Origin of the sequence: Dorea sp. AM10-31 (assembly GCF_003435815.1) — a bacterium.
GTDB classification, from domain to species: domain Bacteria; phylum Bacillota; class Clostridia; order Lachnospirales; family Lachnospiraceae; genus Dorea_D; species Dorea_D hominis.
On the sequence record NZ_QTUV01000003.1, the window covers coordinates 72,888 to 97,837 of the forward strand.

Sequence of the window (24,950 nt, forward strand, 5' to 3'; positions counted from 1 at the left end):
TACTACAATTTAATATTCTGGATTATAACTGTCTGGATCTTTCAGCAGCAGCCTTGATACATTCCATAACCGAAGCGCGCATGCCGCCACGTTCCAGTGCTTCGCAGCCTTCGATGGTAGTTCCGGCAGGGGAAGTTACCATATCTTTTAAAGCACCCGGATGGATATCCATCTCAAGAAGCATCTTTGCAGTTCCAAGGCAGGTCTGCTCTGCAAGGCGGTATGCAGTAGCGCGAGGAAGTCCCTGTTTTACGCCACCGTCTGCCATTGCTTCGATGAACATTGCAACATAAGCCGGACCGCCACCGTTTAATGCGCAGGCTGCATCGATGAGATGCTCCGGAAGGAGTTCAACAACACCGATAGAGCTGTAGATGGATTTGGCGATTTCCATTTCATCTTCTTTGAAATCATTGTCAGAGCAAAGAGCAAATGCTCCTGCAAATACCATCGCCGGAGTATTTGGAAGAAGGCGCAGGATTCTAGGTGTACCATCGATCATAGCCTGAAGTCTTTCGACTGTTACACCGGCTACGATAGACATCATTGCTTTACCGTCCAGTGCTTTTTTGCACTGCTCTAAAGCTTCTGCGGCATTCTGAGGTTTAACGGCAAGTAAAATAATGTCGCTGTTCTTGCAGACATCTTCATCGTCTGCCGCGAGATTGACACCCCAGCCGTTTGCTTTTTCCATCATGGCAGGGTTAATGTCGTAAACGTATACATTCTCTTTTGCGAGTACACCGCTTTCCAGTGCGCCGTAGAGGATCGCGCCTCCCATGTTTCCGCATCCGATGACTCCGATTTTCTTTGTTACCATAATAATCGACCTCCTAAATCAAAATGTTTAATATGAATTATTATCAGACAGATTGTGTCGCGCGCTGCGCGTTCACAATCAGGCATCTGTATTCTTAAATTCTTCCCAGGCAGCAGTCAGTTTGTCCGGGGTTTCTAACAGCAGCTTTGTCCCTTCTGCTATACAGCGTGCAGCGTAAAGCATACCTTTGTGTCCGATACTCATGCCTGCCTGCTTTGCGGCAGCCCAGTGATGCAGAGACGTACCGCGGCACATGGTAGCAGCACTGATGGTGATGAGAGGAACGGTGTGGCTGACTTCCGTAGCGTCTGTACCGATGAAGATCGGAACAGGTTCCGGCTCCAGCGGTTCCAGTCCTTTGAAATAAATCCCGTCATTTTCCAACCCGGCTTCTTTACTGAGTTCGGCGGCAAATGTCAGTTCATCTTCGGTATATTCCGGAGTCGGGATATGTGTCATTGCCTCATAGTACAGCTCTGCAAGCACACGGTTGACTTTCATCTCTTTACAGCTGGTGACCAGTTCAATATCTACGGTTGTATCTGTCATCATGGCAGCACCGCGTGCACATTTATCCACACGTGCACTGGCATCTTCTGTGCGGGAACGCTTGAAAGAACGGATGAAATAATTCGTCTTTGCAAGATCCGGAACAACATTTGACGGGATTCCGTTATCGACATATGCATAATGCATACGGACTTCATCCGGCACATGTTCACGCAGATAATTTACACCGATATTCATAAGTTCGGCTGCATCCAGAGCGCTTCGCCCTTCCTGCGGAGATTTGGCGGCATGTGCGCTGACTCCGTGGAAAGTATAATTTTTCACATCCTGGGACATCCAGATATCGTTGCTGATCCGGTTCCGGTCAAATGGATGCCATGTTACGGCAACATCCAGGCCATCAAAGACGCCGGCTTTGTTCATAACAATCTTGCCGGACATGATCTCTTCAGCAGGACAACCGTAGACGCAGATCGTGCCGGGAATCTGTTCTGTTTCCATATGATTTTTCAGTGCGCAGGCGGCTCCGATTACGGCAGTGCCCAGTAAGTTATGACCGCAGGCATGTCCGACACCGGGAAGTGCATCGTATTCTGCGAGAAATCCAAGGATTGGTTTTCCTGTGCCCCAGGTTGCGGTAAAGGCAGTCTCAATATTTGCAGTTCCGCTTGAAACAGTAAATCCCTGTTCCTGTAAATAAGTACTTAAACGCACCGAAGATTTTTGTTCTTGATAGGCAAGTTCCGGATTGGCAAATATGTAATTTGCCGTATCAATTAATTCTGCCTGATGTGTTTTAAGCCAGTCTGCTACAATGTTACGGCTGGCGGAAGATTCGGAACAAATTTCTTCACTGAAATGATTGATCGTAGAATCTGTCATATTTAAACTTCCTCCGGGTAAGCACCCTCTAATACATCCAGATATTCCTGACCGAAAGTATCCACGTAATCAGCAAGGGCAAGATCAATTGCTTTCTGACCGTTTGTGCCAAGCTTTTCGATCAGTGTCTTACTAATTGTATCTTTCAGATGTGCGGTGTGAAAATTAAAATCTTTCATGCAGGAAGTGCCGAGATCCTTCTTCTTGGCAGCGAGAGCTTCGACATCTTCCGGCGTCAGTGGATAGCCCCAGTCAAATTCGCATTGTTCGCCGCCCCAGCTCATGGATGTAGCAGTTGGGGTACAGACAAAATCAGAGCGGAATCCCTGATAAACCGCATTATCAACATTGACACAATAAAGTTTACCGTATTCTGTAATATCGTGCTTTTTCCATGCTTCACACCAGGCACATTTCGAAATATAAGTCTGAAGTGTCGGTTCGGTACGGAGTGTACCAAATTGCATCTGTCCGTCATAGTCAGGCTTCCACTCGCCGTAAGCCTGGTTGGTCATTGTGTTGAGCGGATCGCCGTGAGCAATCGCTCGTGCAGCCATTCTTGCACCTCGTTCTTTACCATAGACAGTCATACCGTCTAAGATTGCCTGTTTTCCTTCTTCGCCACAGATTTCAATAGCGCGCTTGGCGAGAAAAGCAAACATCATTGCATGATGTTCGATCTTACAGGAAACCGTTTCTTTGGCTGTATTCATAATTATCATCCTTTCACATAGTAGTCTGTTAAAGTTTGGAGACATTATACTACATTTTATAAGAAGATACCAGTGTAAGGGAGGAAACTAAAGACACAAAATATAACTGATAATCTATAATCAGTAATAGAAAAAATCTATATCTGTCGTTAGTTATTAAAAAATATGAGTGGTTTTTTATCTGAAAAAAAGCTATGATGGTTATATGAGATAAACTGTATAAAAAATATAGAAAAAAAGAACGACAAAATGTAAAAAGAGGTAAAAAACAATGGACAAAAAACGTTTTATGGTAGTCAGTGGTTTCCTTGGAGCAGGAAAGACAACGACGATGGTAGCACTTACAGAGTACATTAACAGCACAGGCAAACATGCAGCAATCATTGCAAATGACCTGGGAGCAAATTATATTATCGATGCAGAGTATTCTGATCGTCAGAATGTAGAAGTCACACCGATCGGCGGCGACTGTATCTGCTATATTCCGGATACATTGATCGAAAGAATCGAGCGTCTGAACAGAGAGCCGAAAGATCTGGTTATGTCTGATATTCCGGGATGCGGAATCGGTGCACTGGATCATGTATATGGCAATCTGGACAAGAACCACAAGGATGAGTTTACACTGGCTCCGTTTCTTGTTGTAACAGACCCGGAGAGACTTCGTATGATCATGCCGGAGCAGGCAGATATCCATCTTCCGGAAGAATTAAAATTCCTTCTGGATGCACAGTTAAAAGAAGCAGACTGTATCGTTCTGAATAAGATCGATCTGATGTCTGATGAGGAAGTGGACCGCTATGTAAAATTCTTAAAAGAAGCTTGCCCGGATATTCCGGTGTTCCCTATCTCTGCAAAAGAAAAGATCGGTCTGGAACAGGTAGCAGACTATGTACTGACTGCAGAGAGCCGTGTGAACATTACAGATATCGGATACGGCGGACCGGAATTCGTTGCAGCTGAGAAGAGTATGTCATGGTTCAACAGAAATGTATTTATCACAGCAAAAGACGGCAAAGCATTTGACGGAAATGAATTAGTTGACGATCTCATTGACGAGATTCGTAACGGACTGATTGCAAATAAGAGAAATGTTCCACATCTGAAGACATTTGCAGTAGGAAAAGAGAATGATTATGGAAAATTCAGTCTGATCGGTGTAGATTATGACATCATCCATGACCAGGAACTGAAAGAAGAAACAGAAAAATTGCGTCTTGTTGTAAATGCGCGTGCAGTATGCGAATCTGATCTGTTATTAGATATTGTAGATGATGCATTTGATGCTGTAGCTGAAAAATATAATGTAAAGATTAAAGTATTCTTCAGTGAGTGCTTCGGAATGATGGACGAGGGAAGACATTAAGCGAAAGTCTGTTACAAAGTAATGGGAAAGAGATCACAAATTATGAGCAATGATATTCACGAACAAATAAAGGAATATTATGGAGTCATCCTGCAAAGCAGTGATGACCTCAAAACAAATGCGTGCTGCTGCAGTTCAGCGCCGCCGAAGTATGTAAAAGATATTTTGCCGTTGATCAAGGATGAGATAAAAAACCGTTTTTATGGCTGTGGTTCTCCGATTCCGATGGGAATGAAAGGATGCCATGTGCTGGATCTCGGATGTGGTACGGGAAGAGATGTCTATATTTTATCTAAACTGGTTGGGGAAGAGGGACATGTCTATGGCGTAGATATGACACCGTCCCAGATTGAAGTTGCCATCCGTAATGAAGCAGCGCAGATGGAGGCATTTGGATTCGAAAAGACGAATACAAGTTTTCATCTGGGATATATCGAAGATCTGAAAAGCATCGGAATTGAAGATAATTCCATCGATGTTGTGACATCTAACTGCGTAATTAATCTGTCGCCGTTCAAGGAGCAGATTTTCCGGGAAGTATACCGGGTATTAAAAGAAGGCGGAGAGATTTATTTCTCCGATGTTTTTGCCGACCGCAGGCTTCCGGATGAAATAAAAAATGATCCGGTCATGCGCGGAGAATGTATGGGTGGCTCCATGTATCTGGAAGATTTCCGCAGAATGATGGAAAAATGTGGTTTTGTCACTTATTATACGATGGAAAAGACACCGATCCAGCCGCATGATTTCGAGATTGCGAGATTGACAGGAGACATCCAGTTTTATTCCTGTACAGTACGCGCATTTAAGTGTAGCGGCCTGGAGGACCGGGAAGAAAATTACGGACATAGTGCGACCTATCTTGGAACGATGGAGGAAAATAAACGGTATTGCGATTTTGATGAGACATTCCGTTTTCTGAAAAATAAACCACTTGGAATCAGTGGTAATCTTGCAAAGATTTTAAGGGCTTCCAGATTCTGTAATTATTTTACGGTTGAAGGAGAAGGGGAGACACATTATGGCCTGTTTAAAGAACTGGATCAGAGTGTTAATCCGACGCAGTATGATAAAAATGCAAAGATTACAGCAAGGACACTGAAAGAAGAAGTCAGACGGTATGACATTCCGGAATTAATGGATCGTGTCAAAGGTGTGGATGAGCTGTATTCCAAAGAGCAGCTCACGACAATGCAGGTAAATGTCGGCTACAGGTGTAATCTGTCCTGTGCACACTGCTTCCTGGAGTGTGGGCCGGATAAAACGGAGATGATGAGCAAAGAGACAATGGATCAGTGCCTGCAGGCATTTAAGACCGGTGGGTTTCGAACGATGGATATTACCGGCGGTTCACCGGAGATGAATCCGAATCTTACTTATTTCATTGAGGCAGCATCGAAGCTTGGCGATGTGATTGTCCGCACAAATCTTGTTATTTTGCAGAAGGAAGCATATGCTCACTTAATAGATGTATATACAGAAAATAAAGTCCGTATTGTCTGTTCTCTGCCTTACTATAATAAGAAAGTTGTGGAAAAGCAGAGAGGCGCACATGTATTTGATCCGGCGATTAAGATTCTACAGGAATTAAATGCAAGAGGCTATGGCAGACAGGATGATCTGCGGCTGACGCTTGTGTATAATACAGATGGCCCGTATCTGCCACCGAATGAATTTATGCTGGAAAAGACATACAGAGAAATTCTGGAAAAGGAATATGGCATTGTATTTACGGATTTGATCGCAATTGGAAATGTGCCGATCGGAAGATTCGGGCAGGAGTTAAAGCACCAGGGAAAACTTGGATCTTATCTGAAACTGCAGAGTGAGAACTTCAATGAAGACAATCTGCCGAAGGTTATGTGCCGGGATCAGATCAATGTTGATTACGATGGCAGTCTGTATGACTGTGAATATTATCATGTCCTTGGAATGAAACCAGATGGGGAAGCACATATCAGAGAGCTTGCGGATCATGCGCCGAAGCCGCGGAAGATTCATACCTGTGCAGTTTGCTATAGTTGTACGGCAGGATATGGAAGCAGCTGTGGTGGGAATCTGTCACATTAAGTTGGCAGTGGAAGGTTCTGCCGGTGTGATTTGTCGGATAGAAAAAGAGCTGTTTGGAAATTATGAAAATGATTTCTGGAAAAATATGGAAGAAAAATAAAAAAATATTAAAAAACACTTGATTTTTAGAAAAACATGTCATATAATATTACTTGCGTCACGGAAAACTGATGACGCAGGATATGCGCGATTAGCTCAGTTGGCAGAGCACCTGACTCTTAATCAGGGTGTCCAGGGTTCGAACCCCTGATCGCGCACTATAAGATCGCTGTTTTTGCAGACAACAGAGCTGCAGGGACGGCGATTTTTTGTATAATAGGAAATTTCATTTCCTATTATACAAAAGCCTCCGGCAGGATGCGCACTGCGGCGTACAATGATGATGTCGCAAGCGACCACCGCAGGCGCGCGAATGTGCCAAGGCACATTCGATTTATAGCGACGAGGAGGGAACAACATGGCGGCATTTAACCGTTTTATAGAAAAATGGATGGCACTGGTGACACCAATCTGCCTTCTTTTGGGCGTGTGGTTCCCGGATATTGCAAAACATGGACTCCCATATGTTCCGTTTGTCTTTGCATTTATGACATTTAATGGTGCTTTGAAGTCTAGCTTCAAAGATGTGGCGGGGGTATTTAAGAACCCGTCAATACTTCTTGTGATGCTCGGGCTTATTCATGTTGTAATGCCGGTATTTGCCTGCGGACTTGGACATTTATTTTTCACAGATAATGCAAGGCTGATTGCCGGGATGGTGTTGGAATTTTCAGTGCCGACAGCGGTGTCAGGACTGATGTGGATAACAATCTACAGCGGAAATAGTCCGTTATCGCTGTCTCTGGTGGTGACAGATACGGTGTTGTCGCCGTTTTTAATTCCATTGACATTAAGGATTCTTCTTGGAAAAACAGTACATATGGATACAGTACAGATGATGCAGGAGCTGATCTTCATGGTGGCATTTCCGGCAATTTTTGCTATGTGCCTGAATCAGATCAGCCATAATCGCGCAAAAGAATGTTTGCCGAAAGTGCTCGCACCTTATTCCAAACTGGCGTTGATATTTGTTGTAATATCCAATTCATCCAAAGTGGCACCGTATATTCGCCATATGAACGGACAGCGGGTAGCTGTAGCAGTAACAATTCTCGTACTGGCGGCAAGCGGTTATGCAATCGGACTTCTGGTCGCAAAATTATGGAAGAAGGATCACGAAACATCTATTTCCATGATGTACGGAAACGGAATGCGTAATATCAGCGTGGGAGCCGTGATTGCGGCGGCATATTTCCCGGGAGAAGTGATGTTCCCGGTTATGATCGGAACGTTGTTCCAACAGGTACTGGCTGCATTTTATGGAAAAGCAACGGAGCAGCCGGGTGACAGCAGTAAAAACTAAGATTTCCCTAAGAATATCTTTAGAATTATTTTCTTTACAAGGATGTGTATTCTATTTATAATTTTACCAACAAAAGAAATGAGGAAAAAGGATGCACAAAAGACGAAGAGAGTTTAAGAAGAGAGCCAGATGTGTGTTGAAGACGCATTACTGGCTTTTTGTTATGTTATGCCTTATTGCAGGCATGATCGGAACAGAATTTACCACTTCCGTGAAACTGGGAAAGGACGCAGCAGTGTCTTATGCGGAAGCAGAGAACACGGTCAATCGTCTGACAACGGATAACCTGATCGGAGCGTTCTATGATAATCTGGAAGAATTTAATGAAGGAAAAGAGGCGGAGCAGAGAGCGCGCATTGATGAAAAGAAGAAACGCTATGAAGAAGAATCAAAAAAGAATGAAAATGCGGTTCTTGGACGAAGCAGGGGTGTCTTTTCCGGCATTGTAAATAAAGCCGCTTCCGGTGAATATATTGTTACACTTGCAGTTGCGGTGCGCTCACTGGTCGGCTCGGATAACATAGCTGCCTGGCTGCTGATCGTTGTCAGCCTGGCACTGATCTTTTTCGTGCAGACCTTTATCGTAGATGTGTATCAGATTGTTATGCGAAGGATGCTTTTGGAAGGGCGCTGTTATAAGCGCGTTCCGCTACACAGAGTGTGGTTCCTGATGCGGGTGCGCAAATGGATGCATGCGGGAGTCACGCTTCTGTTAAAACAGGCATTGCACACTGTGTGGGGGCTTACGGTTATCGGGGGCGTTGTCAAATATTATTCTTATTATCTGGTTCCTTATATTGCAGCAGAGAATCCATCAATTAAGGCGGCAGATGCGATCACATTATCAAGGCAGATGATGGACGGGCATAAGTGGGAATGTTTTGTGATGGAATTGTCGTTCTGGGGCTGGAGATTTCTTGGATTTTTTACAATGGGAATTGCCAACATTTTCTATATCAATCCATTTATGGCTGCGACAATGGCAGAATATTATGTGAGTCTGCGAGAGGAGGCAATCGACAGGAAACTTCCGCTGGCAGAACAGTTAAATGATAGATATCTGTATGAGCATCCGGAACAGATGGTGCTGGATGCGGCTTATGAAGACGTTAGAGAAGTGGAGGAAGAACCGCCGGTTGTTATAGAAGGTCTGACTGGAGTTCAGAAGTTTCTTGCAAATACACTGGGAATCACAGTGCTGCATCAGAAAGAGATGGATGCGCTGGAGGAAGAGGCAAACCGAAAATTCCGGGTTGTGCATGATATACGTGCATACAAAGGAATTGTTTATCCGACCAGACTGTATCCGATTTCGGAAGTGAAGAGAAATAATCTGCTGGAAAATATGAACTTTTTGCGTCATTACTCTATCTGGTCTGTGATCATGATGTTTTTTATTATGTCATTTGCAGGCTGGGTGTGGGAAGTGAGTCTACATTTTCTGACCAAAGGATGTTTTGTTAACCGTGGGGTTCTTCACGGTCCGTGGTTGCCGATTTACGGGGCTGGCAGTGTACTGATTTTATTGTTGCTGAACCGTCTGCGCAGAAAACCTGTGGCAGAATTTATTGCAGCGGTAGCCTTGTGTGGATTTATAGAATATTATACATCTTATTTCCTAGAGATTATAACGCATGGCAAGCGATGGTGGGATTATCATGGATATTTTCTGAATCTTAACGGAAGGATCTGTGCAGAAGGGCTTTTGACATTTGGAATCGGAGGCGTTGTAATGGTATATGTACTGGCGCCATTTTTAGACAATCTGATCCGCAGGCTTCCGATGCGACGTCTGATTGCGTTATGTGTGCTGTTGTTAGTATTGTTTGGCGCAGATCAGATGTGGTCGGTACGTCATCCGAATGAGGGGAAAGGAATCAGCAAAATGAGGACGACAGCCGTCCGGACATATGAAAAAGAAGGGAAGGTAGTAAAACAATGATCGCATTATATCTGGCTCCGCTGTATCTGTTATTATGCGGATATATACTCTGGCGCATGCTGCACTGGCTTGCAGCCTGTCACGATGTGACAAAAAATTTTTTTCTCAGGGGACTGCTCGTCACAGTGTACGTTTTTCTGGCGCTAAGCCTGCTTTTTGGATTCCTTGTACCGCCGTCGATGTTACAAAGAGTGCTGAAAGGGATTGGCAATTACTGGCTGGGTGTGTTATTATATATCTTGCTTACAGTTCTTGTAGCAGATCTTATAAGACTCATTCTGAAACATGTGTCATTTCCGAAAAAGGAAAGACTTTTTTCAAGAAAAGGACATGTTATCGTGGGCAGTATATGTCTGGCAGTGATTCTGGCATTCAGTGCCGCCGGGATCTATGGTGCACGTCATATCGTAACGACAGATTATCAGGTAAAGATATCAAAGAAAGCAGGGAATCGGAAGGAACTGAATCTTGTTCTTGTGGCTGATTTCCATCTGGGATACAGCATCGGCAGCAGCCATATGCAGCGGATGGTGGAGAAGATCAATGCGTCAAAACCGGATCTTGTAGTGATCGCGGGAGATATTTTTGACAATGAATATGAGGCATTGGATAATCCGGAGCGCCTGGAGAAGATATTAAGATCGATCAAGAGCAGGTATGGTGTCTATGCATGTTACGGCAACCATGATATACAGGAGAAGATTCTGGCAGGATTTACATTTCCGAGAAAAGGGAAGAAGATGAGCGATCCGCGGATGGATACATTTTTGGAGAAATCAAATATTCATCTGCTTCGGGATGAAGCAGTCGAGATCGACAATGCTTTTTATCTGTTCGGAAGAGCTGATTATGAACGTCCGGGAAGAGGGATCAGGAAGAGAAAGCTTCCGAAAGAACTGGTGAAGGAAATGGATCAGAAGAAACCAATTCTTGTAGTGGATCATGAACCGAGAGAATTAAAAGAACTGGCAGATGCGGGAGTGGATCTGGATCTGTGTGGACATACACATGATGGCCAGATGTTCCCGGGGAACTTGGTTACGGACATGATGTGGGAGAACTCCTATGGCTATCTGAAAAAGGGAAAGATGCATAATATCGTGACTTCCGGGCTTGGCGTATTCGGACCGGATATGAGAGTGGGTACGAAGAGTGAGATCTGCCGGATTAAGATAAAATTCAATTAGAGAGAAAGAGAGAAAGGGAATTGCAAAAAAGTAAAACTTTCTCTTTCTTTTCGCTCTGAATTGGTGTATGATAGTAAAAGACACAACATATTGTGTAATGACAAGTTAAAAATATCTATATTTTGTTATAAAAAAAGAATGCTAAAAAAGGAGAAATCAAGGGGATTATGGGAATTCAAGTGAAAAATCATGTGATCAAACGAAACGGAGAGGAAGTACCGTTCCAGCTTGATAAGATCATAAATGCGATCAAATCTGCAAACAAAGAGGTAGAACGGATCCATCAGTTGAATGAATATCAGATTCTTGCAGTGGCAGATACAATCGGTCAGAAAGTGAACGAATATCGCCATGCCGTGAATGTAGAAGATATTCAGGATATGGTAGAGACCGGCATCATGGAGATGCGTGGATATGAAGTCGCACAGAAGTATGTGCGTTATCGTTATAAGAGAGAGCTTACCAGAAAATCAAATACAACAGATAATGGAATCCTCGCACTGATCGAGCACATGAATGAAGAAGTAAATCAAGAGAATTCCAACAAGAATCCTGTGATCAATTCTACACAGAGAGATTACATGGCAGGAGAAGTCAGCAAAGACTTATCCAGACGTCTGCTCCTTCCGGAAGAGATTGTGCAGGCGCACGAAGCAGGAATCATCCACTTCCATGATTCTGATTATTTTGCACAGAAAGAACATAACTGTGATCTGATCAATTTACAGGATATGTTGCAGAATGGTACAGTGATCAGTGAGACGCTGATCGAGAAGCCGCATAGCTTTTTTACAGCATGTAATGTAACGACCCAGATCGTGGCACAGGTGGCAAGTAACCAGTATGGCGGACAGTCTTTTACACTGGCACATCTGGCACCGTTTGTAGATATCAGCAGACAGAAACTCCGTAAGAATGTTATCGCTGAGAGACAAGAATGTGGCGAGAGCATGGATCCGGAAATCATTGACAAGATTACAGAACGCAGACTCCGCGATGAAGTAAAGAGCGGAATCCAGACGATCCAGTATCAGCTTATCACACTGATGACCTGTAATGGACAGGCGCCGTTTGTAACCGTATTTATGTATCTGGATGAAGTAGAAGACGGACAGTTAAGAGATGACCTTGCTATGATCATTGAAGAAGTGATGAGACAGAGAATGCAGGGCGTTAAGAATGAAAAAGGTGTATGGATCACTCCGGCATTCCCGAAATTGATCTATGTATTGGATGAAGATAATATTACAGAAGGTTCCAAGTACTGGGAACTGACCAAGCTGGCAGCAGAATGTACAGCAAAACGTATGGTACCGGATTATATTTCCGCTAAGATGATGCGTGAGCTGAAGCAGGGAGAAGTTTACCCGTGTATGGGCTGCCGTTCATTTTTGACAGTTGAGGACGAGCAGAGAAATCCGGACGGAAGCCATAAGTTCTATGGACGTTTCAATCAGGGAGTTGTAACGATCAATCTTGTAGATGTGGCATGTTCTTCCAATGGAGATATGGATAAATTCTGGAAGATTCTGGATGAACGTCTGGAGTTGTGCCACCGGGCACTCCGCTGCAGACATGAGCGTCTTCTCGGAACGATTTCCGATGTAGCGCCGATCCTGTGGCAGTATGGTGCACTGGCAAGACTGAAGAAGGGTGAGACGATCGACAGACTGCTTTATAATGGATATTCAACAATCTCTCTCGGATATGCGGGCCTTTATGAGATGTGCATGCGTATGCTTGGCAAATCCCATACAGATCCGGAAGCAAGCCCGTTTGCACTGGAAGTTATGCAGAAACTGAATGATAAGTGCAAAGAATGGAAAGAAGCAGAGCACATCAGCTATTCCGTATACGGGACACCGATGGAATCTACAACTTACAAATTTGCAAAATGTTTACAGAAACGTTTTGGAATCATCAAAGGCGTAACCGATAAGAATTATATTACGAACAGCTATCACGTACATGTAACAGAGAAGATCGATGCATTTAAGAAACTGAAATTCGAATCCGAATTCCAGAAGTTGTCTCCGGGTGGAGCGATCAGCTACATCGAAGTACCGGATATGCAGGACAATATTCCGGCAGTACTCTCCGTTATGCAGTATATTTATGAGAATATCATGTATGCTGAGTTGAATACGAAGAGCGATTACTGTGAATGTTGCGGCTATACCGGTGAGATCCAGATCAAGGAAGACGGAAACGGTAAACTGATTTGGGAGTGTCCGAACTGCGGTAACAGAGATCAGGATAAGTTATGTGTAGCAAGAAGAACCTGTGGATATATCGGAACACAGTTCTGGAATCAGGGAAGAACACAGGAAATCAAAGACCGCGTACTTCACCTGTAAGAAGGAAAGATTGACAAAAAGAACAACTCCATATATAATATAACCTATTGAATTACTGGGAATATGAAGTGACCGGCGGGTGCATGCATGAGAGACATGGAATGCAGCCGCTGGTTTTGCGTAACAAACTTACAAAGCGTGTTCTATTATTGCGATAAAATCTGTGAGACACGTTTCGTACGGCAGAAGGAGAAGATAAGAAGATGCTGACACAATTTTCGAGAACCGAATTATTACTTGGAAAAGAAGCAATGGACAGGCTTGCGAATGCCAGAGTTGCGGTATTTGGAATCGGTGGCGTGGGCGGTTACGTCTGCGAGGCACTGGTGCGAAGCGGCGTAGGTGCATTTGATCTGATCGATGATGATAAAGTATGTCTGACGAACCTGAACCGTCAGATCATTGCGACAAGAAAGACTGTTGGAAAATATAAGACAAAAGTAATGCGTGACCGTATCCTGGAGATCAATCCGAATGCAAAAGTGACGATCCATGACTGCTTCTTCCTGCCGGAAAATGCAGATGATTTCGCATTTGAAGAGTATGATTATATCGTCGATGCTGTAGATACGGTAACGGCAAAGATCGCACTTGTGATGGCGGCAAAGGAGAAAAATGTGCCGATCATCAGCAGTATGGGGGCCGGAAATAAACTGGATGCCAGTATGTTCCGCGTGGCAGACATTTATAAGACGAAAGTATGCCCGCTTGCAAAAGTTATGCGCCGGGAACTGAAAAAACGTGGCGTAAAGAAGCTGAAAGTGGTATATTCAGAAGAGCAGCCAACCAGACCGAAAGAAGATATGGCGACCAGCTGCAGACACAACTGTATCTGCCCGCCGGGAGCAAAGCATAAGTGCACGGAGAGAAGAGATATTCCGGGAAGTGTGGCATTTGTACCTTCGGTGGCAGGACTTATTATTGCCGGTGAAGTGGTAAAAGACCTGGCTGCAGGAGAAACACAGAAATAGATTCGATAAGAAAGCAGAATTGGTGATACAAAGATGAGTATTTCAATAGCGGAATTAAAAAAATTAGAAAAAGACAGTTATGAGCTTCTGGATATCCGCAGTGAGGTAGAGATTTCCCACGGAGCAATTCCCGGAGCAATTGCGGTAAAGCCGGAAGAGATTGAAAAAAAATTAAAAAATAAAGAGCTGGATCCGGAGAAAAAGCAGGTTATTTGCTGTAGCAGAGGAAAAATCAGCGTAGAGATCGCAGAAGAGCTGGAAGAAGAAGGATATAACGCAGAGAGCCTGGAAGGCGGTTATGTAGCCTGGCTGATGGACGTTATGAAAGAGGAGATGGATAAGGATCAGAATAATGAGAAAGCAAAGGAAGTAGAGCAGAGCCTTCGCAAGAAATTCAAGAAAAAAATCTGGTCTAAATTTACAAAAGCGATCAACACGTATGAACTGGTAAAACCGGGAGATAAGATTGCAGTCTGTATTTCCGGTGGAAAAGATTCGATGCTGATGGCGAAATGCTTTCAGGAACTGAAAGTACACAACAAGTTTGATTTTGAAGTAAAGTTTCTTGTAATGGATCCGGGATACAGCCCGGAGAATCGCAAGGTTATTGAAGATAATGCGAAGAAACTGAATATTCCGATCACAATCTTTGAATCCGATATTTTTGAATCGGTATTTAATGTAGAGAAATCACCGTGCTATCTCTGTGCGAGAATGCGCAGAGGACATCTGTATCATTTCGCAAAAGATATGGGATGTAATAAGATCGCACTGGGACATCATTATGATGATGTGATCGAGACGATCCTGATGGGAATGCTTTACAGCGGACAGATCCAGACGATGATGCCAAAACTGCATAGTACAAATTTTGAGGGAATGGAGCTGATTCGTCCACTCTATCTTGTGCGTGAAGATGACATCAAGGCATGGAGAGATTATAACGATTTGCATTTTATTCAGTGTGCATGTAAATTTACAGACACTTGTACAACATGTAACAATGAAGAGAACCAGTCCAAGCGGATCGAGATCAAGAATCTCATCAGCGAATTGAAAAAGACGAACCGGTTCGTCGAGGGCAACATTTTCAAGAGCGTAGAAAATGTCAATTTAAATACCATTGTGGCATATAAGAAAGATGGAGTGAAACATAATTTCTTAGACACTTATGATGAAATATAAAAAACAGAGGGAACAGGAAAGTAAGTACGTGTTCCCTCTGTTTTTATAATGTGCAGTCTTTTTCAGTGAAAAAGAAAAGTTAAGAAGTTGTATCTCTGCGGATCAAAATCGGTGTAATCATTTTGTGGATGATATCAGACTGTGGTTTTGGCTTGCGTTTTTTTTGCTCGTTCATCTGTGATACAAGTAATTCCATTGCTTCATAAGCAATTTTATCAATCTGCTGACCTACAGTGCTGATAGGGATGATTGCTTCAGATGCAATTGGAGAATCATCAAATCCGACAATACGGTATTCGTCAGGGAAATGTCCATATTTGCGCATGAGTAAATTAAGAAAAATATTTGCATGTGTATCATTAGCCATAAAGATTCCTTTTCTTATATTTGGATATTTTCCCTCAATAGAAGAAAAAATATCAGCAATCCGCTGGGTGGTCTCGGCATAAGTATTTCCTAAATCAGAAAGAATGAGTTCATTCGGAATATTATATTGTTCGCATGTGTCACAGAACCCTTTGATTCGGCCATAGGAAGGGATCTGTGTGGGAACATGGGAATTAATGTGAATCAAAATCTCGCAATCGTTTTTGATAAGCAGACTGGTAGCCTGAACAGCACCCATATAGTTATCTGTGTTGATGCTGTTAACATATTGATCCTCACGTTCGATTGTAACAATTGGGATTTGATAGGAAGCCAGTTCCTTGGAAGGAATAGTATGGCTTAATACGATTAATCCCTCAATTTTATAAGCAAGTAATTCCTGGAGATATTTGCGCTCGGTTTCTTCGGATCCTTTTCCGGTTGAAAAGACAAGAAACTTGTATCCAAATTTTTCATAAGTAGATAAAATTTGATTTAACATTTCAGAGTAATAATGCAAAAATAAATTTGGAAGCATAATGCCGACAAATTCACTTTTCCCATTTGCAAGGACTTTTGCAAGTTTATTTTCCTGATAGTCCAGATCGATAAGAGCCTGGGCAATGATTTCCTGATTTTTCAGAGTGAGTGAATCTGGATTATTAAAATATCGGGAGATCGTAGTTTTGGAAAAATTCGTATATCTTGCTATATCATTAAAAGTAATTTTTTTCTTTTTTTCACTCATATATAGACACCTTCCTTTATATGTAGGTAATATGATCAACAATTATCAAATCTTCACTTAGTATAGCAGAAGTCCGCATACAATACAATTGTAAAATAACCAGTTAAGTAACCGGTTACATAAATGCGTAGAACAGTATTGACAAACAGGTTTCCCGGATGTATTATTGGATTATAAAGTAACCGGTTACTTTACCGGTTACACAGTGGAGTATAGATTGAATGGAAAGCTGGAAAGGAGACAAAAAAGATATGAAAAAACGCATAATAGCTGCGTTGATGGCCGGAGTGCTGATGATCAGTCTGACCGGATGTCAGAAGAGTACACCGAAGCCAGGAAGTATTGCAGGGTACGATAAAGGAGAACAATACTTGTCCATATGGGTGCATTCTATCGAAGATACGGATGAGGGACGATGCTACAGAGAAGCAGTGAATGCATTTAATAAGGCATATGATGGAAAATATTTTGCGGATATTGAATTTATTCCGAGAAATGATAGCGGTGGTGGCTACTCAGATAAAATCAATGCATCGGTTATGTCTGGAGATCTTCCGGATGTACTTACTGTTGATGGGCCAAATATTGCGGCTTATGCAGAGAACGGAATTATTCAGCCATTGGCAAAAATGACAGAAAAAGAAAAAAGTGTTTATTTGAAATCGATCATTGAGCAGGGAACTTACAACAATAAGTTATATGCATTAGGTGCGATGGAGTCAAGTGTCGGGCTGTATTATAATAAAGAAATTTTAGACGAAGCGGGCATTCAGGTGCCGGATGCAGATCATCCATGGACGCAGTCACAGTTTTTGGAAGTTCTGAAAAAACTGAAACCGATTATGGATAAGAAAAATGGTTATGCATTAGACATGACATTTCCGGTGGGTGAGGCTACCATATATTATTATGCTCCGTTTTTCTGGTCAAACGGCGGAGATCTGACAGACAAAACAGGACTTACCGTAGATGGAATTTTTAATTCTAAACAGAATATAAAAACAGTTTCTTATTTTAAGACATTATTGAAACAGAAATATATGTCGAAAGTTCCGATCGACTCTTTGTTTGAGAGCGGAAGAGCGGCATTTAAAATTGATGGAGCATGGGAAGTAAATACATTGTATACCAGTTATCCGGATGTATCTTTTGGTGTGGCACCGTATGTTGTGGGAGATGAATGGAATGGAGAGCAATATGCACCTACCGGTTCATGGGCATTTGCAGCTTCTTCCAAAACAAAGCATATCAAAGGAGCAACAGAACTTGTAAAATGGATGAGCGGCGTAGAGAGTGGAAAACGTCTGTGGGAAAAATCAAAATCTTTCCCATCTACTTATGAAGCATACGAGTCCATCGATGTGTTTAAAAAAGATAAGAACTATAAAGAATTATATTATCAGTTAAGTAAATACGGTCATCCAAGACCGAAGACACCTGCTTATCCGCAGGTAAGTACATCATTTCAGCAAGTACTGGAAAATTCTGTTCTGAGCGGATACGATGCAAAAGAACAGTTGGATAAATCTGTAGAAAGGATTGACGCAAAGCTGAAGCGTTATAAAACAAAGTAATGAGAAAAAGAATGGAATCCATTATGGGAATGGCTTTTTTCGGGCCGGCATTGATACTGTTAACCTTATTTCTGTTTTTGCCAATGATTCTGACTTTGATATTCAGTTTTACTGATTTCCTGGCATTAAACCCTGGACTGACACATTTTGTAGGACTGGACAATTATTTCCAGATCCTGAAGGATGATGATTTCCGACAGGCATTTGGCAATACATTAAAATTTGTTATAATCATAGTCCCTTTGCAGAGCATTGGTGCATTGGTACTTGCGTTGCTGATCAATAAAGTAGCATATTGCAAAACTTACTTTAAAGTAGCATTTTTTATTCCGGTTGTAATGTCTCTTGCAGTAGTTTCTACACTCTGGGTACAGATTTACAGCCCGGAAGGAATTTTGAATTCGATTCTTGCACATGTAGGAATCCATGCTCAGCCATTTATCAACAGTGCTTCACAGGCACTTCCGTCTATTGCGATCATGAGTGCATGGCAGGGAATGGGTTATCAGATGCTGATCTTCCTTGGAGGTTTGCAGCAGATTAATCCGGCACTTTATGAGGCGGCAGAAATGGATCATGCAAGCAACTGGCAGAAATTTAAAGATATTACATTGCCGGAATTAAAACCACTGTGTATTTTTGTATTCATTACCGTAACAATCGGAGCATTCCGCATGTTAGTACAGCCAATGGTTATGACCGGAGGAGGTCCATCCCATTCTACGTACACAATGGTATACGATATATACGAGACAGGTACTGTGAACTGGGAGATTGGACTGGCTTCCACTATGGCAATTGTATTTGCATTCTTTGTCATGGTTCTTACTGTAATTCAGACAATCGTTACAAAAGATAAGGAGGGTACAAAGCATGTTAACAAAAAAGCAAAAGCATTTTAACATCATTCTTGCAGTCGTGATGATTGCGATGTCTTTGTTTTTCCTGTTCCCGGTTATATGGATGCTGGCCAATTCATTTAAGACAGATGCAGCTATCACGAGTGATATGAACTCTCTGGCAGCATTTGTGCCGCCGGCATTAAGCGGTAAATTTTTAGACAATTACATTACAATTCTGACCAATACGAATTTTATTCGCTATATGCTGAATACACTATTTTACGCAGCGGTGCTGATTCTTTTGGGAATTATTGTTAACGGTCTGGCAGGTTATGCACTGGCAAAGATCAATTTCCCATTTAAAGAGAGATGGCTTCTGATCATTATGCTTCTGATGATCGTGCCTATGGAAACAATTATTACAATTCATTTTTTATTTATCGCAAAATTAGGATTACTGAACAATGTGATTGGATATGTTCTTCCGATGATCGTCAATCCATTTAACATCTTCTTGTTCCGGCAGGTGTTTGTAAGTTTGCCGGATGATGTGTATGAGGCGGCACAGCTGGATTTCTGCAGTCCGGTAAAATACTTTTTTACAATGGTGTTGCCTATGTCAAAGAGTGTAGTGGCAACGGTTAGCGTATTTACATTTTTAAATGTATGGAATGATTACTTATGGCCGTCACTGGTATTTACTTCCAGTGATCTTCTGACAGCACAGATCGGCTTGAATGCGATCACTTCAAACGATAATACAACGATGGGACAGACATTAGCCGTTATTACGTTAGTTACAATTCCGGTAATTATTATTTATGCATTATTCTCAAAACAGATTGTAGAAGGTGTAGTATCTACCGGTTCGAAGGAGGGTTAAGCGATGAGCTTTATTGAATTAAAAAATGTATGTAAACAGTATGCAAATACGAATAAAAAAGCAGTTACGGATTTCAATCTGAAAATTAATGAAAATGAATTTATTGCATTTGTAGGACCATCCGGATGTGGAAAATCAACGACACTTCGTATGATTGCCGGATTTGAGGAAATTACAAGTGGTGAATTATATATTGACGGGAAAAAGATGAATGAGGTTGCGCCAAGAGACAGAGGAATCTCAATGGTATTTCAGAATTATGCATTGTATCCGCACATGACAGTGGAGAAGAATATAGGATATGGTTTGAAAAATATGAAGGTACCGGCAGAAGAGATCAAGAAGAAAGTAGACTGGGCAATTGATATTCTGGGTCTGGAAGAATACAGAAAGCGCAAACCGAAAAATCTTTCTGGTGGTCAGAGACAGAGAGTAGCACTTGGACGTGCGATCGTAAAAGATCAGAAAGTATTTCTGATGGATGAACCTCTTTCAAACCTGGATGCAAAACTGAGAGTCAGTATGCGAAATGAGATCAGCAAACTTCATCGAAATCTGGGAAGTACAACGATTTATGTAACACATGACCAGGTAGAAGCAATGACAATGGCTGACCGCATTGTCATCATGAAAGACGGAGTAGTACAGCAGGTTGGAGAACCGATGGAGCTTTATGAACATCCGGTAAATAAGTTTGTAGCCGGATTTATCGGCTCTCCACAGATGAATTTCTTTGAAGTAGAAGTGGAGGATAGACAGATTGTATTCTCTGACGGAAACCGTATGCAGATCACAGAAGAAATGGCAAAAAAATTAAGCCCGTATAAAAAGAAAGTTATTCTCGGAATCCGTGGGGAAGATATCAAATTTGATCCACAGAATCTGGATGTATTCAAAGACAATAAAATGTGTGCAGTTGTGGATAACATAGAGATTATGGGAAATGAAAACAATCTGTATTTTAATTTTGGAGGCAATACAGCTATTGCAAGAGTATCCAAATACGAAGTGTGTCATGTCGGAGACAAAGTAGAATTTGTTTTTGTTCCCCACAGAATGCATTTCTTTGATTGTAAGACAGAAGAAGTAATTCCAGTATAGAAGGAGAAAGTATGAATAAATTAAGTAAAGCAAATGAATATGTGGCGAAAAATCACATAGCGAAGGAAGAATTACCGGTATTTCATGTAACTCCGCCATGTGGGTGGATGAATGACCCAAACGGATTTTCAGCTTTTCAGGGGAAAGCACATTTGTTCTACCAGTTTCATCCATATAGTGATGCGTGGGGACCGATGCATTGGGGACATTGTGAAACGGAAGATTTTATGAAATGGACAGAACTTCCGGTAGCGCTTGCACCGGATCAGAGTTATGATGCGGCAGGATGTTTTTCCGGCTCGGGAATTGAGACAGACCAGGGACATTTACTCGTCTATACCGGAGTAATTGAAAAAGAAGAAAACGGTGAAAAGATATGCCGTCAGAATCAGTGCATTGCATTGGGAGATGGAAAAACTTATGTAAAAACAGAAGGAAATCCGGTGGTAACCGGAGAAATGCTGCCGCAAACTTTCAGCAGAGAGCATTTCAGAGATCCAAAAATCGGCAAACAGGAAGACGGATATTACATGGTAGTCGGAAATAAGACGGAAGACGGAGTTCCACAGGTTGTAATGTTTTCTTCTGAAGATTTAAAAGAGTGGAAATATGTTTCCGTATTGGCCAGTGATGAAGAAGGAAAATATGGTTCCATGTGGGAGTGTCCAGATTTCTTCTTATTGGATGGAGAATATGTGCTGATTACTTCACCACAGGATATTTCCGCCGGCCCAGAATTACATAACGGAAATAATTCCGTTTATTACCTTGGAAAATATGAAAAGAAGACACACAAATTTCATTATGAACAGGTGTATTCTCTGGATGATGGACTGGATTTTTATGCACCGCAGACGATGCAAACTCCGGACGGAAGAAGAATCATGATCGGCTGGATGAAATCCTGGGATTCTGATGTACGCCCTGCAGGACAGAAATGGAATGGCATGATGACTTTGCCGCGAGAACTGCGTATGGAGCAGGGAAGACTGATGCAATGTCCGGTACGTGAAATCGAAAAATATTATAAAAATTCAGTTTCTTACGAAAAAGAGAATATTCAGGGAATCCGTAAATTAGAAAATATTTCAGGACGTGTGCTGGATATGACTGTTGAAATTACAGATGGAGATTATCGTGAATTTACCGTTGATTTTGCACAGGATGCACAGCATAAAGTAAGCTTTAGTTACTATAAGAATAAGAAAATGTTTGAAATCGACCGTACATATTCCGGCATGGTACGTGATGTATTGTCAAATAGAAAAGTCAGAGTTAAATCTTCAGATGCAAAAATGAAGATGCGATTTATTCTGGATAAATATTCTGCTGAAATTTTTATTAATGATGGAGCGCAGGTATTTAGTACAACCTTTTATACACCAATGAATGCAGATGGAATCCAGTTTGTATGTGATGGCTCTGCGGTGGTTAATATTCATAAACACGATATTGAAGTGAAATAACTAGGAGAACACCATGAAAAAGTTTGATGTGACTGCTTTAGGAGAATTGTTAGTAGATTTTACAGAAAATGGAATAAGTGCGCAGGGAAATACACTTCTGGAGGCAAATCCGGGAGGGGCACCCTGCAATGTATTGGCTATGCTTAAGAATCTCGGGAAAAAGACGGCATTTATTGGAAAAATCGGGAACGATGCATTAGGTAAAATGTTGAAAAAGACAGTAGAGGATCAGGGAATTTGCATAGACAATCTCGTAGAAGATGAAGAAATACACACAACACTTGCCTTTGTCCATTCAGATAAAGACGGAGACAGAAGTTTTTCTTTTTACCGTAATCCGGGGGCAGATCTTATGCTGCAGTGGGAGGAAATAAATGTCGATTTTCTGGTAAATACAAAGATTTTTCATTTTGGCACCCTGTCTATGACGGAAGAAGAGATAAAAAATGTGACAAAAAAAGCAGTTCAGAAAGCAAAAGAAAACGGTGTGTTGATTTCTTTTGATCCGAATTTCAGGCCACCGTTATGGAAAGATATGGAAGATGCCAGACAACAGATGTGGTACGGTATTGGGCAGTGTGATATTTTGAAGATATCAGATGATGAGATTCTCTTTCTGACAGGGACGAAAGACATTGATGAAGGGATTGCCAGAATTAGAGAGAAAAGTCATGCAAAACTAATTTGTGCAACAATGGGTAAAAATGGAAGTAAGGTATATTACAAAGGAAAAACTGTCTTTGGAAGACCATTTTTGCGGAAAGATACGATAGAGACAACAGGTGCCGGAGATACTTTTATGGCATGCGTATTAAATACCGTGCTGGAAAAAGGACTGGAGCAGTTGACACAGGAGTCTCTGACAGAAATGCTGTTATTTGCAAATGCAGCATCTTCCATTATTACTACACGTAAAGGTGCATTAAAAGTAATGCCACAGAGACAGGAGATTCTGGACTGCCTCATTTCCTAAATCATAGGAAATACGATTTCATTTCAGATAGAAATATGCTACTCTTACAACAATCGGAGGCTGCATCAGTCAGCCTCCGTTTATCAAAAGCTTTTATTCAAAGCACGCTTTCAATATGAAAACTTTGTTTTACCAACTTTACACTATTGCAAAAAAACACTACAATGTTATATAGAAATAATGTGAGGTATAACTATGAACTATGGAACGATAAAAGAATATGATATTGCAGACGGACCGGGTGTGCGTGTCAGCCTGTTCGTGTCCGGTTGCCGGCATCACTGCAAGGGATGCTTTAATGAAGAAACCTGGAATTTTAATTATGGAGAGCCTTTTACCGATGAAGTAAAAGACCGGATTTTAAAACTTCTGGAGCCGGTATATATTCAGGGATTTTCCCTGCTGGGTGGAGAGCCTTTTGAGCCGGAGAATCAAGTTGTGCTTGTGAATCTTCTAAGAGAGATCAAGGAGACGTATCCGAAGAAAGATATCTGGTGCTACAGCGGCTATCTCTTTGATGTGGATCTTGCAGAGGGAGGCAGAGTGTATACAGAGGTGACAGATGAGATGCTGTCTTATATCGATGTGCTTGTAGATGGTGAATTTGTAGAAGAATTAAAAGATATTACGCTGAAATTTCGCGGCAGTAGCAACCAGAGGATTCTGGAACTTGCAAAACTGCGGTAAATGTAAATAAGGAAGGGGACTTAATTATGAATTCAGCTTATGAGAAATTGACAGATTGTTATGAATCAGTAAAGGGGGAACTTCCGTTCAAACCAAAAGTAGCGCTGGTACTTGGTTCAGGACTCGGTGACTATGTGAAGAAGATGAAGGTGGAGAAAATTATTTCTTACCATGATATTGATGGTTTCCCGGTATCTACAGTTCAGGGACACAAAGGTCAGTTTGTATTTGGATATGTAGGGAACGTACCGATCGTAGCGATGCAGGGACGGGTTCACTACTATGAAGGCTATTCTATGACAGATGTAGTACTCCCAATCCGCCTGATGCGTCTGATGGGGGCAGAAGTGCTGTTTCTTACGAATGCTTCCGGCGGTGTAAACTACGATTATGAGCCGGGAGATTTTATGCTGATCCAGGATCAAATCGCAAGTTTTGTTCCGTCACCATTAATTGGAACGAATATAGATGAACTGGGAGCGAGATTTCCGGATATGTCAGAAATCTATGATGAAGATCTATGCAAATTGATTCGCTATACAGCAAGTGATCTTCAGCTTACTCTGCGCGAAGGTACTTATCTGCAGCTTACCGGACCACAGTATGAATCACCGGCTGAGATCCGGATGTACCGGCTGTTAGGTGCAGATGCAATCGGAATGAGTACGGCATGTGAAGCGATTGCAGCAAACCATATGGGTATGAAGATCTGCGGAATTTCCTGTATCTCTAATATGGCATGTGGCATGATAGATGAACCGCTCAGTCATACGGAAGTTCAGGAGACAGCAAACCGTGTGGCACCATTATTCAGAAGTCTTGTATCCGAATCGATTATCCGGATTTCAGATTTTCTGGAGCAGAAGGAGGCAGAAGCTCAGGAAAAAGAAGAAAAGTAAGAAAAT

The 24,950-nt window shown here is 41.9% G+C and carries 20 protein-coding genes and 1 tRNA gene; 17 read left to right on the forward strand and 4 right to left on the reverse strand.

From position 1 onward, the window contains the following. Positions 1-22 precede the first annotated feature (22 nt). The 3 genes from proC to DW125_RS06485 all read right to left on the reverse strand — a co-directional run bounded on the left by proC (position 23) and on the right by DW125_RS06485 (position 2,925). Positions 23-820 (reverse strand): pyrroline-5-carboxylate reductase, encoded by a 798-nt coding sequence (gene proC, locus DW125_RS06475; protein ID WP_117537494.1) that lies wholly within the window; start codon positions 818-820, stop codon positions 23-25. Between the two features lie 78 nt (positions 821-898). Then, positions 899-2,212: an amidohydrolase gene (locus DW125_RS06480; protein ID WP_117537496.1), complete on the reverse strand. Its 1,314-nt coding sequence runs from the start codon at positions 2,210-2,212 to the stop codon at positions 899-901. A gap of 2 nt (positions 2,213-2,214) precedes the next feature. Next, entirely contained in the window at positions 2,215-2,925 is a 711-nt protein-coding gene (locus tag DW125_RS06485; RefSeq protein WP_117537498.1) for an L-2-amino-thiazoline-4-carboxylic acid hydrolase, read from the reverse strand. Between the two features lie 271 nt (positions 2,926-3,196). On the opposite strand from DW125_RS06485, the gene DW125_RS06490 reads away from it, so the two are divergent. From DW125_RS06490 to DW125_RS06530, 9 genes are all read left to right on the forward strand, one after another. Next, positions 3,197-4,291 (forward strand): GTP-binding protein, encoded by a 1,095-nt coding sequence (locus tag DW125_RS06490; RefSeq protein ID WP_021860401.1) that lies wholly within the window; start codon positions 3,197-3,199, stop codon positions 4,289-4,291. 42 nt (positions 4,292-4,333) lie between these two features. Beyond that, positions 4,334-6,361, forward strand: coding sequence for an arsenosugar biosynthesis radical SAM (seleno)protein ArsS (gene arsS, locus DW125_RS06495; protein ID WP_021860400.1), 2,028 nt, complete (start codon positions 4,334-4,336; stop codon positions 6,359-6,361). Between the two features lie 184 nt (positions 6,362-6,545). Further along, positions 6,546-6,618 (forward strand) — tRNA-Lys (locus DW125_RS06500). 200 nt (positions 6,619-6,818) lie between these two features. Next, positions 6,819-7,763 (forward strand): bile acid:sodium symporter family protein, encoded by a 945-nt coding sequence (locus DW125_RS06505; protein ID WP_117537500.1) that lies wholly within the window; start codon positions 6,819-6,821, stop codon positions 7,761-7,763. Between the two features lie 91 nt (positions 7,764-7,854). Next, positions 7,855-9,705, forward strand: a complete 1,851-nt coding sequence (locus DW125_RS06510; RefSeq protein ID WP_117537502.1) for a DUF975 family protein — start codon at positions 7,855-7,857, stop codon at positions 9,703-9,705. Continuing rightward, entirely contained in the window at positions 9,702-10,892 is a 1,191-nt protein-coding gene (locus tag DW125_RS06515; protein ID WP_117537504.1) for a metallophosphoesterase, read from the forward strand. The genes DW125_RS06510 and DW125_RS06515 overlap by 4 nt, the downstream gene beginning before the upstream one ends. Before the next feature lie 167 nt (positions 10,893-11,059). After that, entirely contained in the window at positions 11,060-13,249 is a 2,190-nt protein-coding gene (gene nrdD, locus DW125_RS06520; protein ID WP_021860080.1) for an anaerobic ribonucleoside-triphosphate reductase, read from the forward strand. Between the two features lie 203 nt (positions 13,250-13,452). After that, the gene (locus DW125_RS06525; RefSeq protein ID WP_117537506.1) at positions 13,453-14,220 is read left to right on the forward strand and encodes a tRNA threonylcarbamoyladenosine dehydratase; all 768 of its coding nucleotides are present in this window, start codon (positions 13,453-13,455) and stop codon (positions 14,218-14,220) included. Between the two features lie 33 nt (positions 14,221-14,253). Further along, positions 14,254-15,405, forward strand: coding sequence for an ATP-binding protein (locus DW125_RS06530; protein ID WP_117537508.1), 1,152 nt, complete (start codon positions 14,254-14,256; stop codon positions 15,403-15,405). Positions 15,406-15,484: 79 nt separating this feature from the next. Here the strand turns inward: DW125_RS06530 and DW125_RS06535 are convergent, their stop codons facing one another. Continuing rightward, positions 15,485-16,519, reverse strand: a complete 1,035-nt coding sequence (locus tag DW125_RS06535) for a LacI family DNA-binding transcriptional regulator (RefSeq protein WP_117537509.1) — start codon at positions 16,517-16,519, stop codon at positions 15,485-15,487. A gap of 221 nt (positions 16,520-16,740) precedes the next feature. On the opposite strand from DW125_RS06535, the gene DW125_RS06540 reads away from it, so the two are divergent. From DW125_RS06540 to DW125_RS06575, 8 genes are all read left to right on the forward strand, one after another. Further along, a complete protein-coding gene (locus DW125_RS06540) occupies positions 16,741-18,093 on the forward strand; it encodes an ABC transporter substrate-binding protein (RefSeq protein ID WP_242992906.1) in 1,353 nt (450 codons plus the stop codon). Positions 18,094-18,104: 11 nt separating this feature from the next. After that, positions 18,105-18,995, forward strand: coding sequence for a carbohydrate ABC transporter permease (locus tag DW125_RS06545; RefSeq protein ID WP_330411826.1), 891 nt, complete (start codon positions 18,105-18,107; stop codon positions 18,993-18,995). Beyond that, positions 18,967-19,818 (forward strand): carbohydrate ABC transporter permease, encoded by an 852-nt coding sequence (locus DW125_RS06550; RefSeq protein WP_117537512.1) that lies wholly within the window; start codon positions 18,967-18,969, stop codon positions 19,816-19,818. Before DW125_RS06545 ends, DW125_RS06550 begins: the two co-directional genes overlap by 29 nt. A gap of 3 nt (positions 19,819-19,821) precedes the next feature. Then, positions 19,822-20,919 (forward strand): ABC transporter ATP-binding protein, encoded by a 1,098-nt coding sequence (locus DW125_RS06555; protein ID WP_117537514.1) that lies wholly within the window; start codon positions 19,822-19,824, stop codon positions 20,917-20,919. An 11-nt stretch (positions 20,920-20,930) separates the two neighbouring features. Continuing rightward, a complete protein-coding gene (locus DW125_RS06560; RefSeq protein ID WP_117537516.1) occupies positions 20,931-22,385 on the forward strand; it encodes a glycoside hydrolase family 32 protein in 1,455 nt (484 codons plus the stop codon). Positions 22,386-22,398: 13 nt separating this feature from the next. Continuing rightward, positions 22,399-23,358, forward strand: a complete 960-nt coding sequence (locus tag DW125_RS06565) for a carbohydrate kinase family protein (RefSeq protein ID WP_117537518.1) — start codon at positions 22,399-22,401, stop codon at positions 23,356-23,358. A 195-nt stretch (positions 23,359-23,553) separates the two neighbouring features. After that, positions 23,554-24,045 (forward strand): anaerobic ribonucleoside-triphosphate reductase activating protein, encoded by a 492-nt coding sequence (gene nrdG / locus DW125_RS06570; RefSeq protein WP_021860083.1) that lies wholly within the window; start codon positions 23,554-23,556, stop codon positions 24,043-24,045. Positions 24,046-24,068: 23 nt separating this feature from the next. Continuing rightward, a complete protein-coding gene (locus tag DW125_RS06575; protein ID WP_117537520.1) occupies positions 24,069-24,944 on the forward strand; it encodes a purine-nucleoside phosphorylase in 876 nt (291 codons plus the stop codon). The last annotated feature ends 6 nt before the right edge of the window (positions 24,945-24,950 follow it).

Bases quoted from the DNA above. Each gene is read 5' to 3' on its own strand.
- DW125_RS06555 (WP_117537514.1), top strand. From the start codon at position 19,822: ATGAGCTTTATTGAATTAAAAAATGTATGTAAACAGTATGCAAATACG.
- nrdG (WP_021860083.1), top strand. From the start codon at position 23,554: ATGAACTATGGAACGATAAAAGAATATGATATTGCAGACGGACCGGGT.
- nrdD (WP_021860080.1), top strand. From the start codon at position 11,060: ATGGGAATTCAAGTGAAAAATCATGTGATCAAACGAAACGGAGAGGAA.
- DW125_RS06505 (WP_117537500.1), top strand. From the start codon at position 6,819: ATGGCGGCATTTAACCGTTTTATAGAAAAATGGATGGCACTGGTGACA.
- DW125_RS06485 (WP_117537498.1), bottom strand. From the start codon at position 2,925: ATGAATACAGCCAAAGAAACGGTTTCCTGTAAGATCGAACATCATGCA.
- DW125_RS06565 (WP_117537518.1), top strand. From the start codon at position 22,399: ATGAAAAAGTTTGATGTGACTGCTTTAGGAGAATTGTTAGTAGATTTT.
- DW125_RS06550 (WP_117537512.1), top strand. From the start codon at position 18,967: ATGTTAACAAAAAAGCAAAAGCATTTTAACATCATTCTTGCAGTCGTG.
- DW125_RS06480 (WP_117537496.1), bottom strand. From the start codon at position 2,212: ATGACAGATTCTACGATCAATCATTTCAGTGAAGAAATTTGTTCCGAA.
- DW125_RS06560 (WP_117537516.1), top strand. From the start codon at position 20,931: ATGAATAAATTAAGTAAAGCAAATGAATATGTGGCGAAAAATCACATA.
- DW125_RS06515 (WP_117537504.1), top strand. From the start codon at position 9,702: ATGATCGCATTATATCTGGCTCCGCTGTATCTGTTATTATGCGGATAT.
- DW125_RS06525 (WP_117537506.1), top strand. From the start codon at position 13,453: ATGCTGACACAATTTTCGAGAACCGAATTATTACTTGGAAAAGAAGCA.
- arsS (WP_021860400.1), top strand. From the start codon at position 4,334: ATGAGCAATGATATTCACGAACAAATAAAGGAATATTATGGAGTCATC.
- DW125_RS06535 (WP_117537509.1), bottom strand. From the start codon at position 16,519: ATGAGTGAAAAAAAGAAAAAAATTACTTTTAATGATATAGCAAGATAT.
- DW125_RS06545 (WP_330411826.1), top strand. From the start codon at position 18,105: ATGGAATCCATTATGGGAATGGCTTTTTTCGGGCCGGCATTGATACTG.
- DW125_RS06490 (WP_021860401.1), top strand. From the start codon at position 3,197: ATGGACAAAAAACGTTTTATGGTAGTCAGTGGTTTCCTTGGAGCAGGA.
- proC (WP_117537494.1), bottom strand. From the start codon at position 820: ATGGTAACAAAGAAAATCGGAGTCATCGGATGCGGAAACATGGGAGGC.
- DW125_RS06540 (WP_242992906.1), top strand. From the start codon at position 16,741: ATGGAAAGCTGGAAAGGAGACAAAAAAGATATGAAAAAACGCATAATA.
- DW125_RS06530 (WP_117537508.1), top strand. From the start codon at position 14,254: ATGAGTATTTCAATAGCGGAATTAAAAAAATTAGAAAAAGACAGTTAT.
- DW125_RS06510 (WP_117537502.1), top strand. From the start codon at position 7,855: ATGCACAAAAGACGAAGAGAGTTTAAGAAGAGAGCCAGATGTGTGTTG.